Here is an 18,198-nt window from a genome sequence, read left to right as displayed (position 1 = left end):
GCGGCGCAGCCCGGGTTGGGGCGGCCCGGGGTGGGGCCGGAAACGGGCGCCGCTTAGCTTTCGGCGCGGGTCTTATAGGCGCCGTCGGCGGTGGTCACCACGATCCGGTCGCCGGTATTGATGAACGGCGGCACCATCACGCGCATACCGTTGTCGGTGGTCGCCGGCTTGTAGGACGAGGTCGCCGTCTGGCCCTTGACCACGGGTTCGGTCTCGGTGACGTCGAGTTCGACCGTCTCGGGCAGGGCGACGCCAAGCGGCCTGTCTTCGTGGAATTCGATCTGCACGCCCATGCCGTCTTGCAGATAGACCGCATCGTCGCCCATCAATTCGCGCGGCACGGTGATCTGGTCGAAGGTTTCCTGGTCCATGAAGGTGATCGTGTCGTCGTCGGCGAACAGGTACTGGAAGTCGCGCTGTTCAAGCCGCACGCGCTCCACCTTCTCCGAACTGCGAAAGCGCTCGTTGAGCTTGGTGTTGTCGATCAGGTTCTTCAATTCGACCTGAAGATAGGCGCCGCCCTTGCCGGGCTGGGTGTGTTGGATCTTGGTGGCGCGCCACAGGCCGCCCTTGTGCTCGATCACATTGCCGGGGCGGATTTCGTTGCCGTCGATTTTCATGGGGTCCTCTTGACCGCGTTTTGCGAAGCCGCAAGGGCGGAAGGCCGGTGGTCGTTGCACACCGGGCCGGGCCGCCACGTTCGCGGGCGCCTATAGCAGCTTCCCCCGCCCACGGCAATGGCGTGGCGGCGGCCGGGCGCCGCAGGGGGTCAGGGGACCGGGCGGGCCATCAGCAGGTCGTCATAATAGGTGCCGTCGGGGGTCTTCATGGCGCGCGGCTCAACGCCATAGGCTTCAAAGCCCATGCGCTCATAAAGCGCGATCGCCGGCGCGTTGCCGGTCACCACGGTCAACAGCACCAGTTCCACGTCGACCTCGCCGGCCGCATGGCTCAGCGCGGCCTGCACCAGCGCCTGGCCGACGCCGCGACCGCGCGCCTCGGGGGCGACGAACAGGCCGTAGAGCCACGCCTTGTGGCGGGCCTTGGCGGTCGGGTAGCGGCGCACGCCGACCATGCCCTGCGGCTGCGTGCGGCCGCCGGCGGCGAACACGCCGTCTTCGGCCAGGCGCTCGGCATACCAGGCGTCGGGTTTGGCCAGTTCTTCGCCATAGGTGGAGTTGAAGGCGTCGGGCGAGCGGGTCATGGCGGCCAGGCGCAAGGCGCGGAACACCGCCACGTCGTCGACGCCCAGCCGCACCACCTCGACGGGGCCGCAAGACCCGGCGTCGGGCGCGGCGGCGGGGGGTGCGCCGGGGCTCGTTTGGTGCCCGGTTTGGGGGTCGATGCCGGCGGCTGGGTTGGCGTCGTCGGCCCCGGGCGTGGGCGCTGCCGCGCTCATTCGCTCGCTGCCTCGATGGCGTGGGTGAGCAGGTGCACCGCCGAGGCCGGGCCGTCGGGCAGCGTCCAGACATAGCTCGACACCGCCAGCAGGTCGGCGCCGGCCTCGACCAACACGCCGCAATTGTCCGCGGTGATGCCGCCGATGGCGACGCACGGCAGTTCCGAGATCATCGTCCAGTCGGTCAGGATGTCGGGCACGGCGCGCGCCTTGGGGTCTTTGGTCTCTGTGGGGAAGAAGGCGCCGAAGGCGACATAATCGGCGCCGGCGTCGCCGGCCTCGAACGCGCGGTCCTTCGAGGCATAGCAGCTGATGCCGATATCCTTGTCATAGCCCAGGATCTCGCGCGCCGACGCCACGTCCATGTCGTCCTCGCCCAGGTGCACGCCGTCGGCGCCGGCCAGCTTGGCCAGGTCGGGGCGGTCGTTGACGATGAACGCCGCGTCATGGGCGTGGGCGATGGGCATGAGCCGTTCGGCCGCCGCCAGCACCTCGGCGTCGGTGGCGTCTTTCAGGCGCAACTGCACCGCCGCCACCGGCCCGCCCTCGAACGCCGCCTCGAAGCGGGGCAGGAAGGCAGCCAGGTCGATACGCGGCGGCGTCAACAGATAGAGGCCGCAGGAGGCGGTTACGGGCTCGTCGGTCATGGGCAGTGTCCATACTGATCCCGCAGGCCGGGCGCAAGCGGGGAATGGCCGCCGGCCGCGCCCGAAAGCCGGGTGCTGTCGGGGCGGCGATGTGGGGGCATAAGGCGCGCCGAGGGAGGGGCTCGTCGGCCGTCCTCACCCGGTGGCCGGGCGCCCATGGCTCCGGGTGCCCATGGCTCTGGGGGCATCGGGCGCTCTTCATGGGCTTTTCGGGCGCGCGTCAGGCGCTTTGGCGGACCTCGCCGATGCGGCTGACGTCGGTGGCGGGGGCGGCCTTGGGGCTCATCGCCAGCATCCGGTCGAGCGGCTTGAGCGCCGCCGCGCGGGTGTCGGCGTCGACCTGGATCTGCGGGTCGAGATCGCGCAGGCAGGTGTAGAGCTTGTCGACCGTGTTCATGGCCATGAACGGGCAGTCGTTGCAGTTACAATTGCCGTCGGCCCCGGGCACGCCGATGAACGTCTTGTCCGGGTTGGCCTTTTCCATCTGGTGGATGATGTGCGGTTCGGTGGCCACCAGGATGGTCGCGGCGTCGGTGCGGCCGGCGAAGGCCAGGATCGAGCTGGTCGAGCCCACATGGTCGGCATGGTCGAGGATGTGGCCCGGGCATTCGGGGTGTGCGGCCACCGGGGCATCCGGGTGCTCGGTCTTCAGGCGGATCAACTCCTTCTCGCTGAACCGCTCGTGGACGATGCAGGTGCCCTCCCACAACAGCATGTCGCGGCCGGTCTTGGCCGACAGATAGGCGCCAAGGTGGCGATCCGGGGCGAACAGGATCGGCTGGTCCGCGGGGATCTGTCGGATGATGTGTTCGGCATTGGACGAGGTGACGATGATGTCGCTGTGCGCCTTCACCGCCGCCGAGCAATTGATGTAGGTGAGCGAGATATGGTCGGGGTGCGCGGCGCGGAAGCGCGCGAAGGCGTCGGGCGGGCAGCTGTCTTCCAGGCTGCACCCGGCCTTCATGTCGGGCAGCACCACGGTCTTTTCCGGGCTCAGGATCTTGGCCACCTCGGCCATGAAGCGCACGCCGCAGAACACGATCACGTCGGCCTCGGTGGCGGCCGCCTTGCGGCTCAGGTCCAGGCTGTCGCCGACAAAGTCGGCCAGGTCCTGGATTTCGCCGTCCTGATAGTAGTGCGCCAGAATGACCGCGTTGCGCTCGCGGCGCAGGCGCGCGATCTCGGCGCGCACATCGGTGCCCGGCGCGATCGCCGGCGTGGGCGACGGTGTGAAATGATCCAAGCCGAGCGCACCGGGGGCGCGTGTCGCCTGTGTCATGGAACCCTACTCCTGCTGATGGGACGGTTGGCCGGCGTCCGGTCGCCACGGCCCTGGCGTCCAGGCCTCGGGCAGGCTGTGCGTCGGGCGGCGCAACCATCCGTCTTTCCCCCATATGGGGTATTGGCCGCAAAGATCAAATCAAGGGATTGTATGGGCCGGTCCCTCGGGCCGTTGCCCGTCAGAACGCTCACCGGCCACCATCGGGCCAATGGCGCGGCGCGTCAAGACGGCGAAACGGTTCGGCTTGGGCACCCGGGTGCGGCGCCTGTGCAGAACCGGGGGGAGACGGAGTGGCCGCCGCTGATCGTTGGCGCCAGCCCGCCGATGACGGTGGCGCGGTGCGACCCCTGGGCGGCGCGATGCGGCGCTCAGAAATCCAGGTGCAGGGAGACGCCGCCGCCCATGCCGCCGACCATCTGGCCATAGCTGCCGACCATCATGTCGAGGCGCGGACGCAGCGACACGCCGCGGCCGAGCGGCACATCGTTGGCGACCCGCAGGCCCACGCCATCGGGGGCGTCGGCGGCCATTTGCCAGGCGTCGCCGGCCCACAGCATGGCCGAACTGCCGGCGATGGCGCGCGGGTCGGTGCCGCGGTCGGTGCGCAAGCCGCCGATCAGCGGCTGGCCGGTGAAGCGGCCCAGGGTCTGCAGCTTGGCCTCTTCCAGTTCGAGGCCCATCTTGTCCAGGTCGAACCGGTAGCGCTGGTGCAGGCCGAGCGCGCTCCACGCCTGTTCTTCCTTGCTTTCCACCGAGCGATCCGGCGTTGCCAGGGCGTAGCGCGCCCGTCGGGCGTCGAGCCATGGACGCGCGGGTTGTGCTGCAGGTGCCGCTTGGGCGGGCGCCGGCGGCGGTCCGGCCGTTGCCGTCTGCGCCGCTGCCGTCGGCGCTGTTGCGGTGTGGGGCGGGCTCGGCCAGGGTGCCGGCTGTTGAGCCCGCGCCGCCGGCGACCAAAGGCCGCCAAGACCGGCCACGATCACCGCCGCACAAGCCATGCGGGCGGTCAGGGTGCCGTGTCGAGCGTCGGGGCCGCATGCGGCGCCGGTGCATACCATGATGGGTGATCCTGTGTGCGAAACGCGCTCCCCTTCAGCGCGTGGCCGAGAATGTCACCCTTATGTTAGGATATGTCAACAGCTTGCGTTCGGGGGAAAGAAACGAGCATCGGCGACCGGGGCGGGGTCGGCGACCAAGCGGCGCTCGTCGACCAGCTTGATCAGGTGCGCCAGAAGCGACCGGGCGGCGGCCGGGTGCATCGCCGGCGGCACGTCGCGATAGACCTGGGGGACCAGGGCGTCGAGCGTCTCGGCGCCCGCGGTCACAGCGGCTAACACCTTGGCCTCACGGTCTTTTCGGTGCGCGATCAGGGCGTCGAGGAAGGCTTGCGGCGCGTCGATCGGCACCCCGTGGGTGGGGTAGAGCCGCTTGGCCGACAGCGCCTTCACCTTGTGCAGGCTTTGCATATAGGCGGCCATGTCGCCGTCGGGCGGGCTGACGATGCTGCTCGACCAACTCATCACCAGGTCGCCGGTGAACACCGCGCCGCAACTGGGGTCGGCGAAACACAGGTGATTCGAACAATGGCCGGGGGTGTGGTGGGCGACCAGCCGGCGCCGGCCCACGTCCACGGCAGCCCCCTGGTCTAGTCGCACGTCGGGCTCGAACGCCCAGTCGGCGGCCTCGAACGCCTGGCTCGGATCGACACCACCGTGGCGGCCCGAGCCGTGCGGACCATAGCCATAGACGCGCGCGCCGGTGGCGGCGGCCAGCGGCCGGGCGGCGGGCGAATGGTCTTCGTGGGTATGGGTGACCAGGATGTGGGTGATCCGCTCGCCCGGGGCGAGGGCGGCCTGGATGCGCGCGATATGGCCCGGGCGGTCGGGGCCGGGGTCGATCACCGCGACGGTGCCCTGGCCGACCAGATAGGTGCTGGTGCCGGTATAGGTGAACGGGCCGGGATTGCGCGCCACGATCCGCCGGATGCCGGGGGCAATGACCTGGGCGACCTCATAAGGCGGGGCCGGGTCGTCGAGCACGGGCAGGGGCGTGGGCGCCGGGGTCGGCGCGCCGTCGGGCGGCAGCGAAGGCGATGTTGCGGTCATGAACACACGGTACTCCGCGTCCGCCCGGGGCTCAAGCGGCGGTTTCGGGCGCCCGGGGGCGAAACGGACGCGGGACGGGCGCGGTGGTCCGGGCCGGTCTGGGCGGCCGGGCCGGTCAGTTAAGGTCGGGTTCCACATAGTCGGCGAGCGTCAGGCCCTCGATATGGTCCTGCTGCCAGGTTTCGAGCGCGCTTTCGACGCCGGCGGAATCGTTGAACCGGGCGATGTGGTAGAGCGCGTCGCCTTCATTGACCACCGGCAGGTTGGTGCGGCCGACGACGATGCCGGTATAGGGCGAGGTCACGGTGGTGTCTGCCTCGCCGAAGGCGTCGCCGACCAGGCCGAGCGCGCCGCCTTTCTCGACCCGCGCACCGAGGGCGACCGACGAGTGCAGCAGCCCCGAACAGGGCGCGCGCACCCAGGCCGAGGCCACCGCCTCGATCACCTCGGGCGTCTTGCGCTTCTTCTCCGGCGGCAGCATGGCGAGCGCGCGCATGACGCCCAGAACCCCGCGCACGCCGGCGCGGCTCGCCAGCGGGTCGAAACGCAGCGCCTCGCCCGCCTCGTAGAGCAGGATCGGCACGCCCAGGTCGCGCGCCGCCTGGCGCAGCGAGCCGTCGCGCAGATTGGCGTTGATGGCGATCGGCGTGCCGAAGGCGCGTGCCAGGCGCTCGGTCTCGGGGTCGTCCAGGTCGGCGCGGATATGGGGCAGGTTGGTGCGGTTGTTGGCGCCCGAATGCAGGTCGATGCCGTGGCTGGCCCGGCGCACCACCTCGGTGATGAACACATGGGCCACGCGCGCCGCCAGCGAGCCGGTGGCCGAGCCTGGGAACGAGCGGTTGAGGTCGCGCCGGTCGGGCAGATAGCGGGTGTGGTTGGAATAGCCGAACACATTGACGATCGGCGCACAGATCAAGGTGCCGCGCATCCGCGCCAGCGCCTTGGTGCGCAACACCCGGCGGATCACGTCGATGCCGGTGATCTCGTCGCCATGGATCGCCGCCGACAGGAACAGCGTCGGTCCGGCGGTCCGGCCGTGGACCACATAGATGGGCATGGACAGCGGCGTGTAGGCGGACTGCCCCGGCAGGTCGAGCGTCAGCGCCCGGCGCGTGCCGGCGGGCACGGTCTCGCCGGCGATCTCGAACGGCGCTTGACGGTCCGGCATCAGCCGCGCCCACGGGTGCGCACCCGGCTCGGCCGCGCATCCTTTTCCATGAACGCGATGATCCGGTCGGCCACGTCGATGCCGGTGGCCCGCTCGACGCCTTCAAGCCCGGGCGAGGAATTGACCTCCATGACCACCGGGCCGTGGTTGGCGCGCAGCATGTCGACGCCGGCCACGTTGAGCCCCATGGCGCGGGCGGCGCGCACCGCGGTCGAGCGTTCTTCGGGCGTGATCTTGACCTTCAGCGCGGTGCCGCCGCGGTGCAGGTTGGAGCGGAAATCGTCGTCGCCGCCACGGCGCATCATCGAGGCGACCACCTTGTCGCCGACCACCAGACAGCGGATGTCCTCGGCATTGGCTTCCTTGATGAACTCCTGGACCAGGATGTTCGCCTTCAGCCCGCCGAACGCCTCGATCATCGACTTGGCGGCGTTGCGGGTGTCGGCCAGGACGACGCCGATGCCCTGGGTGCCCTCCAACAGCTTGATGACCACCGGCGGGCCGCCGACCATGTCGAGCAATTCGTCGGCGCGGCCGGTGGAGTGGGCGGCGAACACGGTCACCGGCAGGCCGATGCCCTTGCGCGCCAGCAATTGCAGCGAGCGCAGCTTGTCGCGCGAACGCGAGATCGCCACCGATTCGTTCAACGGATAGACGCCGCGCATCTCGAACTGGCGCAGCACCGCGGTGCCGAAGAAGGTGATCGACGCGCCGATGCGCGGGATCACCGCCTCATAGCCTTCGAGCTTGCGGCCCTTGTAGCGCATCTCGGGCCGGTGCGAGGCGATGTTGATATTGACCCGCAGGGTGTCGATCACATCGACCTCGTGGCCACGGGCCTCGGCCGCCTCGACCAGGCGGCGGTGCGAATAGAGCTCGGCATTCCGGGCGAGCAGGGCGATCTTCAACGGCGCGCTCCATGGTCCGGCGGGGCGGGGACAGGGCCTTGGGACGATCGCGGGCGCGGGCCTGACGCCGAGCTGGCCAGATAGGATCGGCCCGGGTCCACCAGGCAGCGTCGGCGCAGCGCCCGGCGCCCCAACAACAACCGAAATCCCATCTCATCGCGGTTGGTCAAGGTCAACTCGATCATCCATGTGCGGCCGTCGAGGATCAGCGGCGTGCGGATCACCGGGCGCTCATCCACCGCGCCGTTGGACGAGCGCACCGGCCGGCGGTCGGCGAGCGGTGCGGTGCAGATCAGGCTGGGCTGGGCGTGACGCTGGACCGGGTGAACCACGAAGCGCAGCCAGGGTTGGCCGTCGCGGGTTTCCTCGCGGATGTCGAAGGCGTGCAGCGCCGAGGTGCGCGCGCCGGTGTCCACCTTGGCCTTGATGGCGTCGACGCCGAGCCCGGGCAGGGCGACCCATTCGCGCCAGCCGACGGTGATCATGGCGCCGGCACCTTGACGGCGACGCCGTGCCGGGTGAGGGCGTCGACCAGCGGGCCCAGATGGCGGGCATAGCGCCGCGCGCGGCCCGCTGAACTGGTGTAGAGCGGCTGGCGCACCTGCCAGCGGCTGGCGGTGTGGACGGCGCGGTCGGTGGTGTGGAAGGCGAGCATCTGCGGGTCCCAATTGACGCCGATGAAGCCGGCGAGCGCGCGGGCGGTGGCCTCGGGGTCGGCCACCAGTTGGTCATAGTCGACCCGGTGGACGGGCCCGGCGACCGATGTCCAGTGGCGCATCAGGCGCTCGTGCCAGGCATAGACCAGCGCCAGGTCGTCCAGGTCGAAGCTGTAGTCCTGGCCCGACCGGAAATTCTGCTGAAAACAGGACAGGCAGGTGTCGAGCGGGTCGCGCCGCGCCCAGACGATGCGCGCCCGGGGCAGGAGCGCGCGGATCAGCCCCACATGGCGAAAGTTGAGCGGGTGTTTGTCGACGATCACCGGCGCGTCGGGGGCGGCGGCGCGCAGCGTGCGCGCATAGGCGGCGCCGAAGCCCTTGGCCAGTGCCGGCGTCAGCTGCGCCACATAGTCGGGGTGCGGGCGTCCGGTGCGCTGCGCTAGGGCTTCGGCGATGGCGTGGATGTCGGCGCGCTCGCCGAGCCCGGTCACGCGGCGGTGCGAGGCGAGCATCTGTTCGATCAGGCTGGTGCCCGAGCGCGGCATGCCGACCACGAACACCAGGCCGGCATCGTCATGGCCGTGGCCGGCCAGGCGGCTGAGCAAGGCCCGGTCGATGGCGGCGAGGGTGCGTTCGCCCTGCTGGGTCCAGGCGTCGCGATCGAAGCCGCCGTCGTGGAGCGCGTTGCCGGCCTGATAGTGCGGCCAGGCGCGGTCGGGCGCGCCCGCGTCATGCCAGAACTTGCCCGCCGCGAAGTGCAAGAAGCGCCGGTCGGTGCGCGCCAGGCCCGGCGTCTTCAGCCGGGTTTCGACCGCTTCGGCCCAGGGGCTGCCATCGGTGCTGAACGCCCGGCTTTGGGCATAGTTGAAATACGCCTCGCAATAGCCGGGGTTGAGGCGCAGGGCCTCGCGATAATGGGTCTCGGCCTCGGCCAGACGGCCAAGCGCGGTCTTGCAGCCGGCCAGATTGTGATGGTGTTCGGCGCGCAGTCCACCGGCGGCGATGGCGCGTTCGAAATGGACGATGGCGTCGGCCGGCCGCCCATCCTGCGCCGCCACCACGCCAAGCCCGAACCAGCCGCGCGGGTCGCCCGGATCGTCGGCGACCATCGCGTCATAGATCCGTGCCGCTTCGACGCGGCGGCCCGCCTTGTGATGGGCTACCGCTTGCGCGTGGCGGGCGCTGGCATCGGTCGCCGTCGTCGGGGCCGGGCCGGATTTGGCGACTTGGGCGGTCATCGACACTCCGTGGCCCGTTACACCTTCGGCCAGTTTAGGCGCCCCGGGGCCGGTTGTCATGCCCCGGCGCGCGGCCGTCGGTCGAATCGGCCGAATCGGTCGGTCCGGTGAGGATCGCTGGCACAGATCGCGTAAAACGGGTGTGAGCCAGGGCGGCGGAGCGGCCACCGCCGGCCTGTGAGGCCCTGGCGCTTGCGCGTCTCGTGCTAGACGGGGCCGGCATCGCCGCGGTCCAAGAGCGGGCGACACGCCCGCGAACGGATGCAGGATGGGTGACAAAAATCTTGCGCCGCACAATGAAGTGTGCACTAAAATTTCGATCTAGAGCATTAGTTTAGATTTCCCGGTCTAGATGGCGGCAGTGTGAGCAACTTTGCGTGGAGGGAGCAAGGGGGCGTCGTCAACCGGAAGACTTTGGGCGAAGCGGCCCTGAGGTGGGTTCGCGGGCGATCCGGCGGAGAGGCAATCAGAACGAGACCGGTCTTCGCTTCGGTCCTGTGGGGAGGTGTTTCTATCCTACGATAAAGGGGAAACGTCTCATGGTTTATATGTTGAGAGTATTCGTGGTCGTGCTGGGCGGCGGTGCTTGTGTTACTGCGGCGGCATGGGGGCAAAGCGGGTCGGCGGGGGAAGACCGGGCACCGCCGGCGACGGTCGCCGACAATGGCATGACGGTCGAGGAATTGGTGATCACCGGCAGCGCCAGTCAGCCGCGATCGGTGCTCGAAAGCCCGGTGCCCATCGACGTGTTTTCGGCCCAGGACATTCAAGACATTTCGTTCGCGGACACCACCAATATCCTGCAAACCCTGGTGCCGTCGTTCAATGTGGACCGAGCACCGATCTCTGACGGCGCCACCTTCGTGCGTCAGGCGACGCTGCGCGGTCTACCGTCGGACAAGACGCTGGTGCTGATCAACTCCAAGCGCCGGCACCGCGCGGCGCTGGTGACCATCGGCGGCAGCGGCACCCAGGGCCCCGATATCGCCACCATCCCGGCGATCGCGCTTAAGAATGTGGAGGTGTTGCGCGACGGTGCCTCGGCGCAATACGGCTCCGACGCCATCGCTGGGGTGCTCAACTTCATCCTGCGTGACAATGCCGAAGGCGGCATGGTCACCGCCCAGGCCGGGCAATTCTACGCCGGCGACGGCGGCCAATTGCGCGGTGCGGCCAATCTGGGTCTGCCATTGGGCGACCGCGGCTTCGTGAATGTGTCGGTCGAGGCGGTGACCTCCGAGGCGACCAGCCGCAGCCAGCAATATGTCTCGGGCTCGTTCAGCGTTGCCGATTTCCTGGCCGAAGCCGGGCCCGACAGCGCCTTTGCGATCAATCTGCGCGAGGTGCACGCGTTCGACGACAAGGACGTGGTCCAGCCCTGGGGCCAGCCGGGTGCCGAGGCGCTGCGCAGCTTCGTCAATGCCGGTTTCACCGTTTCCGACGCCCTGGAGCTTTATCTGTTCGGCAATTATTCCAAGAGCAAATCGGCCGGGGCGTTCTTCTATCGCTTCCCCGGTAACCCGGTGCTCGGCCCCGAGGTGCGCCTGGAGGACGGCGAGCCCTATAGCTTTATCCAGCGGTTTCCGGCCGGTTTCACGCCCACCTTCATGGGCCGGGTGCAGGACTTCAGCGTGACCGGCGGCGTGCGCGGCACGCTGACCGATTGGCTGAGCTACGACATCACCGGGCGCCACGGCGAAAACCGTATCGCCTACCAGATCAACAACACGGTCAACCCGTCGCTCGGCCCGGCCTCGCCGACCGAATTTTCGCCGGGCAACCTGGTGTCCGCCGAAAGCGGCGTCAACGGCGCCTTCACCGGCGAGTTCGATATCGGGCTGGCCGGCCCCCTGTTCGTCAATGTGGGCGGCAATTATCGCCTGGAGAGCTACGAGATCCAGCCGGGATCGGTGTCGTCGTTCGAGGCCGGGCCGTTCAGCCAGCCCGACCCGTTCAACTTCTGCAATGCCGACGGCACGCCCAGTTCGGCCGGGCTCGGCATCGACGGGCTCGACTGTGCCGACCCGTCGGACCCGGTCTATTCGGTGCTGCCTGTGGGCGCCAACGGCTTTCCCGGCTATTCGCCGGAATTCAGCAGCGACAATGACCGCGATTCCTATGGCTTCTTCATCGAGGGCGAGGTCAATCCGCTGGCGCGCTGGCTGGTCGGGGCGGCGTTTCGCTGGGAGGATTTCTCCGACTTCGGCTCCGAGGCGGTCTACAAGATCACCTCGCGCTTCGAGGTCACCGACGGCATCGCCCTGCGCGGGTCGGTGGGTACCGGCTTTCGCGCGCCGACGCCGGGGCAGTTGTTCACCACCAATGTGTCGACCCGGGTCGGCCCGACCGGCGAGCCGATCGCGTCCGGCCTGTTCCCGGCCACCAATCCGGTGTCGCAGTTTCTGGGCGCCGAGCCGCTCGACCCGGAAAAGAGCTTCCAAATCTCGGCCGGCTTCACAGCCCGCCTGTTTCGGTCGCTCGACCTGTCGGTGGACTATTACCGCATCGCCATCGACGACCAGTTCTTCGCCGCCTCGCCGATCACCATCACCGACGAGATCCGCGCCGAATTGGTTGCCAACAACGTCCCCGGTGCGCTGACCATCGGCCAGGTGCAGTTCTTCACCAACGCGTTCGATTCGATCACCCAAGGCGTCGATGTGGTGTTGACCTATGACCAAAGCTGGGGCGCCTATGGCGACACGCAGGTCACTGCCAGCTTCAACTATAACGACTTCCAGATCGATCGCCTGTTGCAGCCCGATCTGTTCGATGCCGAGGGCCGGTTCGATTTCGAAAACGGCCTGCCCGATTGGCGCAGCGTCATCAACGTCACCCACACACTCGGCGATTGGCGGTTCCTGGCGCGTGCCAGCCTGTTCTCGGGCTACGAACAGTCGCAAGTGGGCGACACGCCCGACACCCTGGCGGCGGTCCAAAAATTCGGTGCTGAGGTGCTGTTCGACTTCGAAGCCAGCTATGCGGTGACCGAGCGTCTGCGGCTGGCCGCCGGGGCGCGTAACCTGTTCGACACCTATCCCGACCCGGGCTCCGATGCGGTGGGCGAGACCTGTTGCGGGCGTATCTATCGCTCGGACTCGATCGTCGATTGGCAGGGCGGCTTCTATTATTTCCGCATGGAATACATGTTCTAAGGTTCTAAACTGATCCGGGCCGCACGCGCCCGATACCAGCGACGCACGCAAGCCAGGCGGGCGGGGCCTCTGTCCTCGCCCGCTTGCACCAACGACAACGAGATCAGCCGGCGCCACACGGTGGCGCATTTCAGGGAGGCAACTCACATGACCCAATGCAAGCGCATGACGGCCCGGCGCCTGGTCGCGGCCCTCGCTCTGACCTTGCTGGCCGGCGGTGCTGCGACCGCCCAAGGCGTGACCCGCCACAAGATCCCCGGGTCCGATTTTCCCATCGCCCAATCGGTGGAGGTCAAGGCGGGCACCGATCTGGTGTTCGTCAGCGGCGCGGTGCCGCGCCCGGCGGTCGAAGGCGGCGACCCGGCCGACCCCGCCACCTGGGGCGATACCGAGGTGCAGACGATCAGCGTGCTGGCCGAGATCCAGTCGCGCCTGCGCCGCCTGGAATTGGACATGGGTGATGTGGTGATGATGCGCGCCTATCTGGTCGGTACCGACACCACCGGCGGACGTATGGACTTCGCCGGCTTCATGCGCGGCTACACGCGCTTTTTCGGCACCGAAGACCAGCCCAACCTGCCTGCGCGCACCGCCATGCAGGTGGCCGGCCTGGCGCGTCCGGCTTGGCTGGTGGAGATCGACGTGGTCGCCGCCCGGCCCGCCGCCGGTGCCGGGGACGACGCCGACTGAGCCTTGCCCGGTCGAACCGCCGCGCCGCCCGCACCGGAGGGCGGCCGACTGCGCACCGCCCGCGAGAGCCAGCCTCTCGCGGGCGCTTGTATGACCGCTCGGCCGTGGCTCAAGGGGTGGCGGCGGCGCTGAGCGTGTTGATATAGGCGATCAGGTCGGCGAGGGCGTCGTCGTCGCTGAACGGGGCGGCGAACGGCGCCATGGTCCGCCCGGCGGTGTCGGCGTCATGGGCGCCGCGCAGGCCATCGCGGAACAGTTCCATCTGCCGTTTGAGATACCAGTCGTTCTGACCGGCCAGCGCGGGCCCGCCCACCTCGCGCACGCCCGCGCCATCGGGCCCGTGACAGGCGACGCAGGGGTCGTAGAGGGCGGCGCCGCGCACCGGGTCGCCGCCGTCGAGGGTCGGCGCTGCCGGCGGTGCCGACATCCCGGTCACCAGCGCCGCCGCCGCCGATATCGCCTCGTCGTCGGCCAGCATGGTGGCCACCGACGCCATCTCCAAGCCGCCCGGGTCGTCGTCCAGGGCGGTGCCCGGATGGTCGCTGGTTCGAGCGCCGCGCCAGCCGGCCTGAAAGGCGACGATCTGGCGTTCCACGTACCAACGCGACAGGCCGGCCAGCCGTGGCGCTCGGGTCGCTGGATTGCCGCGCGCGCCGGCACCGTGACAGGTGGTGCAATACCGATAGTCGTCGGCCACGAAGGCGCTGTCGTCGGCGGTATTGAGGGCCGTATTGGGGGCGGTATTGGCGGCGCTATTGGCCAGCAGGGCAGGGCGTGCGCTGGGCCCTTGGCCGCCGAGGATCAGCGCTGCCGATGCCATGCCGGCGCAGGCCAGTGCCCAGGCCATGCGCCGGCGGACCGGCCGAGCGCTTGTTGGTTGCTCGCCTGCCGGGTGCTGGCGGGCGGCCTGGGCCGGGCGGGCCGCCTGTGCGGAGCGGGCGGCGGTCGGGGTCGGTCGGGTCATGGCCGGGCCCTCCCCACATGAACCAGGCCGCCGGTTTGGGCCTCGCGTTCGGCGATGTGGTTGAGCGCCTGCTGGGTCGACGCCAGCGCGCCTTCCTGCCAGCCGGGGTGCAGGCTCACCTGGTCGCCGATCAGATAGTGGCGGCCATGGGGCTGGTACAGCCGCTCAAGCGCCGCCTGGTCGTCGCGGACGCCGCCGGCGCAGCCCAGCAGATGGTTCATGCGATGCCAGCAGATGGTCACGCCGGTTTCGACGTTGCGGCGATACTGGCCGGGGTGCAGCTTTTCGCCGGCGGCCAGCGCCATCTCCAGCCGCTCGGCCTGGCTCATCCGGGCGACGCGCGCATTGACTTCGTCGAAGAAGATATAGGCGCCGAGCAGGATGCCCTTTTGTTCATGGGCGCCGTGGCTTGGGTACCAAATCTGCAAGACATCGTCGTTGGTCCACGAGATGCCGCCATAGATGCCCTCGTCCTCCCAGAAGCGGGTGCGCATCTGGAGCCCGATCTTGGACAGCTTGCCGCGCGTGATGCGCGCGATATCGGCGCGATAGGCGGCGTCGAAATTGGTGTCGAGTCCCTGGACCAGGTGGCCGGGGATGGCGTTCAGGCAATAGTCGGCGCTGACCAGCCGGTCGCCATCGGGCTCCGAGACCCGGATCTCGACGCCTTGGGCGGTGTTGTGGATCGCCTGGACGATGGCGCGGGTCCGGATCGGCGTGCGGATCGCCCGGACGAAGGCGGTGACGATCCGGTCCATGCCGCCCACCGGCTGCATCAGCGACGGCGCCTGAAACTCGCCTTGTGAAAATACCATGCCGAAAAAGGAGAATTGCGATTGCAGCAGGTCGCGAAAGTCGAGCGTGTCCTTCTTGACGCCGGGCGCCAGCATACCGCCGCGCGCATAGCCGGCGCGGTCGCTGCCGCGATAGTGCAGCGCCTCGTCCAGGTCGCCATAGCGGCGCAGATAGGCGTGCAGACGCTCCAGGTCGGCCTCGGTCAGCGGTGTGTCGATGCGCGCGGGCTCGATCGCCTTGGCCATCAATTCGGCCATGAAGCCGCGCGCGTCGGCGATGAATTCGCGCTGCATCACCGGCCGGCCGCCGTTGAGCGCGCTGTCCTGGACCAGGGCGTTGTAGTTCACATTGATGAACGGTTCGAGCGCCACCCCAAGCGTGCGGCAATAGTGCAGCAGGCGGCGGTGGGCGCCCGGGATCCGCGCCGGCCCGGCGTTGAAGTAAAGATGCGGCGCGTCGTCGAAGGCGCAGACCTGGCGGTTGCCCAGTTCGTCGATGACGGTGCCGTGGCGCACCGTGAAGTTGCGGCCGCCGATCCGGTGCGACGCTTCCAAGACCTCGACCGCATAGCCCGCGCGTTCGAGCTCATAGGCCGCGCACAGCCCGCCGATGCCGGCGCCCAGGATCGCCACCTTGGGCCGGCGGTTGGCCGGCGCCGGCGGCATGGCGAACGGACGTGCCAGGGCCGGCGCGGCCAGCAGCCCCATGGCGGTGGCGGCGTGAAACACCGCCGCCGACCCGCCGGCGGCGCCGATGCGGGCAAGCACGGCCCGGCGGGTCAGGGCGGCCGGGCGGCCGGCCCCTGGTGTCGATGATAAACGCATGTCCCCCTCTCCCTGGTTTCGGCGACCGTTCAAGCGGCCGCGCGTTCGGTTCCCCAAAGGATTGGCGACATGGCGCGCTTTTTGGTGCTCTCCGCCCTCCCGCGGATGCCCTGCGCGCTTATTTTTTCCGGTTCGAGTTTAGGCGGAAAGTAATCGTCACTGCAATGGCTGTGACAAAAAATGACGCCCATTGGGGGTCGGGGGCATGATTATGCGGAGTGGGGTGCCTATGGAGGCATTGGCGGGCATGCGCGGTCGCCAAGCGTGGCGGACCGGCAGTGGCGGCGACCCTTGGGGCGGACCGCCTGTCGACCGATCGGCTTGAACGCGAACTAGGGGAAAGTGGCTGCGACGCCCGAATAGGGGGGGCTTGATGCCCGGCGTCGCCCGCGCACGGACCGGCCTAACCCTTTGGTTTGGCTGGTCGGGGAGAGAGGATTCGAACCTCCGGCCCCTGCCTCCCGAAGACAGTGCTCTACCAGGCTGAGCTACTCCCCGTGCGCAGCGGGCTTATAGCGGGGGTGTTCGGGCGGTGCAAGGGCAGATTGTCGGGTCGCGGCAGATTTTGGCCCGGTGCTAGGCTTGGACCGAGCCGCGCGCCCGGGCCAAGGCCAGTCCGGCGAGCACCGAGGCCGCCGCCAGATAGAGGGCGCAGCCGGTGGCGATGGCCGCGAAGCCCACGCCGGCGTCGAGCAGGGTGCCCAGCAGGCCGGGCGCGATGGCGGTCGAGACCACCATGATCGCGGTCGCCATGGCGCGGATGCTGCCCAGATGGGTGACACCGTAGGTCTCGGCCCACATGGCGGTGACCGTGGTGGCCGCCGCCCCCTGGCTGATCCCGGCCAGGGCCATGAAGGCAAAGGCACTCCACCGGGCGTCAAGAAACGCAATCATCAGGCAGGCGGCGGCCCATGGCAGCAGATAGCCGCGCATCATAACGCGCGCGCCGAAGCGATCCACCAGCGCGCCCGAGCCGATCATCGACACCGATACGCCAATGGCGAAGGCCACGAACGCCGAGGCGTAGAGGCTGAGCGGCCAGCCCTTTTCCTGGATCAGCGGCAATTGGTGAAAGAAGATGCCGGTGGACACGAAGCCCGGCCCCATGAGCGCCGGCAGCAGCAGGTAGAAGCGCCGGTCGCGCAGCACCTCGCCGCGGCTCCAGTCGCGGGCCAGCGCACGGGCCTGGGCGCGGCCTGCGTCCGGCGTTTGCGCCGGTTGCTTCGACGGATCGTCGGCGGACGAAGCCGGGCCAGCGGCCGATGGGGGCATCGCCTCGGTGTGGTGGTCGCGCAGGCCGGCGGGCACCATGCGGGCATAGACCAAGGCCACCGCCAGGGCGGTCACGGCGATGCCGAGCCACAGGTTTTGCCAGCCGGTCACCGCCACCAGCGCCACGGCGATGGCGGGGAAGGCCGCTTCGCCCGCCGGGTGACCCAGATTGGCGAGCCCGAGGGCGCGTCCGCGGGCGCCCGAAAACGCGCGGGCGACGCCCACCTGGGCGGCATGGCTCATCATGCCCTGGCCGCCGAGCCGAAGCCCGAAAATCGCCAGCGCCAGAACCAGCACATGGCCTGCGGTGGCGAACAGGGCGGCCGCGACCGCCAGGATCAGCGCGGCGGCGATGCTGTAGCGGCGGAACGACACCCGGTCGACCACCGCGCCGACCCAGATCATCAAAACACCGCTGGCCAGCGTGGCGGCCGAATAGATCATGCCGAAACCGCCGTCGCTGAGGTCGAAGCACGCGCGGATGTCGTCGCCGAACAGGGCAATGAAAAAGGTCTGGCCGAAGCCCGAGACCAGGGTGAGCGAAAAACAGATGGCGGCGATCAGGGCCGCGCGGCGCTCGGGCGAGGCGGGCATGACGGTCTCCGGCTGGCGGGTGGGGGGGGGCGGACGGGCGTTCGGGCTGGCCGACAAGAGCCGGACCGGGCCGGTCGGTCAAGGGGTGTTTCGCCCCTGGCGGGCGCCGGCTGGCTTGGGCCTTGAGCCGGCTCGGGCCAGCGCCTAATCAGACCGCGTGGGGCCTTCGTCCCGCATGACGAGCGACAGGAGAGGCAGGATGACAGCGCAGCAACAACAAGATGTCGTGGCCAAGCGGTTGCAGATCACCGGCCAGGTACAAGGCGTCGGCTTTCGTGCCTGGGCGCAGGGCCAGGCCGGCGACCTGGGCGTGACGGGCTGGGTGCGCAACCGCGAGGATGGCAGTGTCGAGGTGCTGGCCAAGGCGGCGGCCGGCACCATCGACCGGTTCATCGACCTGTGCCGCCAGGGGCCGCCGGCGGCCCGGGTGGAGGCCGTGACCGTCGAGGGCGCCCAGGGCATCGTCCCCGACCGGTTCGACGTCAAGCCGACGGTCTGACCGCT

General features: G+C 69.2%; 16 protein-coding genes and 1 tRNA gene. 3 read left to right on the top strand and 14 right to left on the bottom strand.

Features of this window, described 5'->3' with window-relative positions; all coding sequences use genetic code 11:
* Nucleotides 1-53: 53 nt before the first annotated feature.
* The 10 genes from efp to EV659_RS04245 form a co-directional block, all read right to left on the bottom strand.
* Entirely contained in the window at nt 54-620 is a 567-nt protein-coding gene (efp, locus tag EV659_RS04290) for an elongation factor P (RefSeq protein ID WP_132707609.1), read from the bottom strand.
* Nucleotides 621-769: 149 nt separating this feature from the next.
* Nucleotides 770-1,399 carry a GNAT family N-acetyltransferase gene (locus EV659_RS04285; RefSeq protein ID WP_132707608.1) on the bottom strand — a complete coding sequence of 210 codons (630 nt, stop codon included), beginning with the start codon at nt 1,397-1,399 and terminating at the stop codon, nt 770-772.
* Entirely contained in the window at nt 1,396-2,046 is a 651-nt protein-coding gene (gene thiE / locus EV659_RS04280; RefSeq protein ID WP_132707607.1) for a thiamine phosphate synthase, read from the bottom strand. The genes EV659_RS04285 and thiE overlap by 4 nt, the downstream gene beginning before the upstream one ends.
* A gap of 220 nt (nt 2,047-2,266) precedes the next feature.
* Nucleotides 2,267-3,325, bottom strand: coding sequence for a quinolinate synthase NadA (gene nadA, locus EV659_RS04275; protein WP_132707606.1), 1,059 nt, complete (start codon nt 3,323-3,325; stop codon nt 2,267-2,269).
* 371 nt (nt 3,326-3,696) lie between these two features.
* Nucleotides 3,697-4,080, bottom strand: a complete 384-nt coding sequence (locus tag EV659_RS04270) for a hypothetical protein (RefSeq protein ID WP_132707605.1) — start codon at nt 4,078-4,080, stop codon at nt 3,697-3,699.
* A 378-nt stretch (nt 4,081-4,458) separates the two neighbouring features.
* Entirely contained in the window at nt 4,459-5,430 is a 972-nt protein-coding gene (locus EV659_RS04265) for an MBL fold metallo-hydrolase (RefSeq protein ID WP_132707604.1), read from the bottom strand.
* Between the two features lie 115 nt (nt 5,431-5,545).
* Nucleotides 5,546-6,598 carry a succinylglutamate desuccinylase/aspartoacylase family protein gene (locus EV659_RS04260; protein WP_132707603.1) on the bottom strand — a complete coding sequence of 351 codons (1,053 nt, stop codon included), beginning with the start codon at nt 6,596-6,598 and terminating at the stop codon, nt 5,546-5,548.
* Nucleotides 6,598-7,506 carry a 30S ribosomal protein S6--L-glutamate ligase gene (gene rimK / locus EV659_RS04255; protein WP_132707602.1) on the bottom strand — a complete coding sequence of 303 codons (909 nt, stop codon included), beginning with the start codon at nt 7,504-7,506 and terminating at the stop codon, nt 6,598-6,600. Before rimK ends, EV659_RS04260 begins: the two co-directional genes overlap by 1 nt.
* Complete coding sequence (locus EV659_RS04250) at nt 7,503-7,991, bottom strand: ATP-dependent zinc protease family protein (protein WP_132707601.1); 489 nt, start codon at nt 7,989-7,991, stop codon at nt 7,503-7,505. The genes rimK and EV659_RS04250 overlap by 4 nt, the downstream gene beginning before the upstream one ends.
* Nucleotides 7,988-9,400: a tetratricopeptide repeat-containing sulfotransferase family protein gene (locus EV659_RS04245; RefSeq protein ID WP_165878718.1), complete on the bottom strand. Its 1,413-nt coding sequence runs from the start codon at nt 9,398-9,400 to the stop codon at nt 7,988-7,990. The genes EV659_RS04250 and EV659_RS04245 overlap by 4 nt, the downstream gene beginning before the upstream one ends.
* A 539-nt stretch (nt 9,401-9,939) precedes the next feature.
* Here EV659_RS04245 and EV659_RS04240 point away from each other — a divergent pair.
* Entirely contained in the window at nt 9,940-12,555 is a 2,616-nt protein-coding gene (locus EV659_RS04240) for a TonB-dependent receptor plug domain-containing protein (RefSeq protein WP_132707599.1), read from the top strand.
* A 147-nt stretch (nt 12,556-12,702) separates the two neighbouring features.
* The gene (locus EV659_RS04235) at nt 12,703-13,245 is read left to right on the top strand and encodes a RidA family protein (RefSeq protein WP_200287869.1); all 543 of its coding nucleotides are present in this window, start codon (nt 12,703-12,705) and stop codon (nt 13,243-13,245) included.
* Nucleotides 13,246-13,354: 109 nt separating this feature from the next.
* Here the strand turns inward: EV659_RS04235 and EV659_RS04230 are convergent, their stop codons facing one another.
* From EV659_RS04230 to EV659_RS04215, 4 genes are all read right to left on the bottom strand, one after another.
* Complete coding sequence (locus EV659_RS04230; RefSeq protein ID WP_165878717.1) at nt 13,355-14,092, bottom strand: c-type cytochrome; 738 nt, start codon at nt 14,090-14,092, stop codon at nt 13,355-13,357.
* A 113-nt stretch (nt 14,093-14,205) separates the two neighbouring features.
* The gene (locus EV659_RS04225; RefSeq protein ID WP_274600066.1) at nt 14,206-15,828 is read right to left on the bottom strand and encodes a flavin monoamine oxidase family protein; all 1,623 of its coding nucleotides are present in this window, start codon (nt 15,826-15,828) and stop codon (nt 14,206-14,208) included.
* Nucleotides 15,829-16,249: 421 nt separating this feature from the next.
* Nucleotides 16,250-16,326: transfer RNA gene (locus EV659_RS04220), tRNA-Pro, on the bottom strand.
* Nucleotides 16,327-16,404: 78 nt separating this feature from the next.
* A complete protein-coding gene (locus EV659_RS04215; protein ID WP_132707597.1) occupies nt 16,405-17,694 on the bottom strand; it encodes an MFS transporter in 1,290 nt (429 codons plus the stop codon).
* Between the two features lie 199 nt (nt 17,695-17,893).
* On the opposite strand from EV659_RS04215, the gene EV659_RS04210 reads away from it, so the two are divergent.
* Nucleotides 17,894-18,193 carry an acylphosphatase gene (locus EV659_RS04210; RefSeq protein WP_200288015.1) on the top strand — a complete coding sequence of 100 codons (300 nt, stop codon included), beginning with the start codon at nt 17,894-17,896 and terminating at the stop codon, nt 18,191-18,193.
* Nucleotides 18,194-18,198: the final 5 nt, after the last annotated feature.

Origin of the sequence: Rhodothalassium salexigens DSM 2132 (genome assembly GCF_004341375.1) — a bacterium.
Classification (GTDB): domain Bacteria; phylum Pseudomonadota; class Alphaproteobacteria; order Sphingomonadales; family Rhodothalassiaceae; genus Rhodothalassium; species Rhodothalassium salexigens.
Note: the sequence above shows the minus strand (reverse complement) of the source record. Positions and strands in the feature narration are given on the sequence as shown.

Coding starts and splice junctions, on each gene's coding strand:
- efp (WP_132707609.1), bottom strand. CDS start 620: ATGAAAATCGACGGCAACGAAATCCGCCCCGGCAATGTGATCGAGCAC.
- EV659_RS04285 (WP_132707608.1), bottom strand. CDS start 1,399: ATGAGCGCGGCAGCGCCCACGCCCGGGGCCGACGACGCCAACCCAGCC.
- thiE (WP_132707607.1), bottom strand. CDS start 2,046: ATGACCGACGAGCCCGTAACCGCCTCCTGCGGCCTCTATCTGTTGACG.
- nadA (WP_132707606.1), bottom strand. CDS start 3,325: ATGACACAGGCGACACGCGCCCCCGGTGCGCTCGGCTTGGATCATTTC.
- EV659_RS04265 (WP_132707604.1), bottom strand. CDS start 5,430: ATGACCGCAACATCGCCTTCGCTGCCGCCCGACGGCGCGCCGACCCCG.
- EV659_RS04260 (WP_132707603.1), bottom strand. CDS start 6,598: ATGCCGGACCGTCAAGCGCCGTTCGAGATCGCCGGCGAGACCGTGCCC.
- EV659_RS04250 (WP_132707601.1), bottom strand. CDS start 7,991: ATGATCACCGTCGGCTGGCGCGAATGGGTCGCCCTGCCCGGGCTCGGC.
- EV659_RS04245 (WP_165878718.1), bottom strand. CDS start 9,400: ATGACCGCCCAAGTCGCCAAATCCGGCCCGGCCCCGACGACGGCGACC.
- EV659_RS04240 (WP_132707599.1), top strand. CDS start 9,940: ATGGTTTATATGTTGAGAGTATTCGTGGTCGTGCTGGGCGGCGGTGCT.
- EV659_RS04235 (WP_200287869.1), top strand. CDS start 12,703: ATGACCCAATGCAAGCGCATGACGGCCCGGCGCCTGGTCGCGGCCCTC.
- EV659_RS04230 (WP_165878717.1), bottom strand. CDS start 14,092: ATGGCCTGGGCACTGGCCTGCGCCGGCATGGCATCGGCAGCGCTGATC.
- EV659_RS04225 (WP_274600066.1), bottom strand. CDS start 15,828: ATGCGTTTATCATCGACACCAGGGGCCGGCCGCCCGGCCGCCCTGACC.
- EV659_RS04215 (WP_132707597.1), bottom strand. CDS start 17,694: ATGCCCGCCTCGCCCGAGCGCCGCGCGGCCCTGATCGCCGCCATCTGT.
- EV659_RS04210 (WP_200288015.1), top strand. CDS start 17,894: ATGACAGCGCAGCAACAACAAGATGTCGTGGCCAAGCGGTTGCAGATC.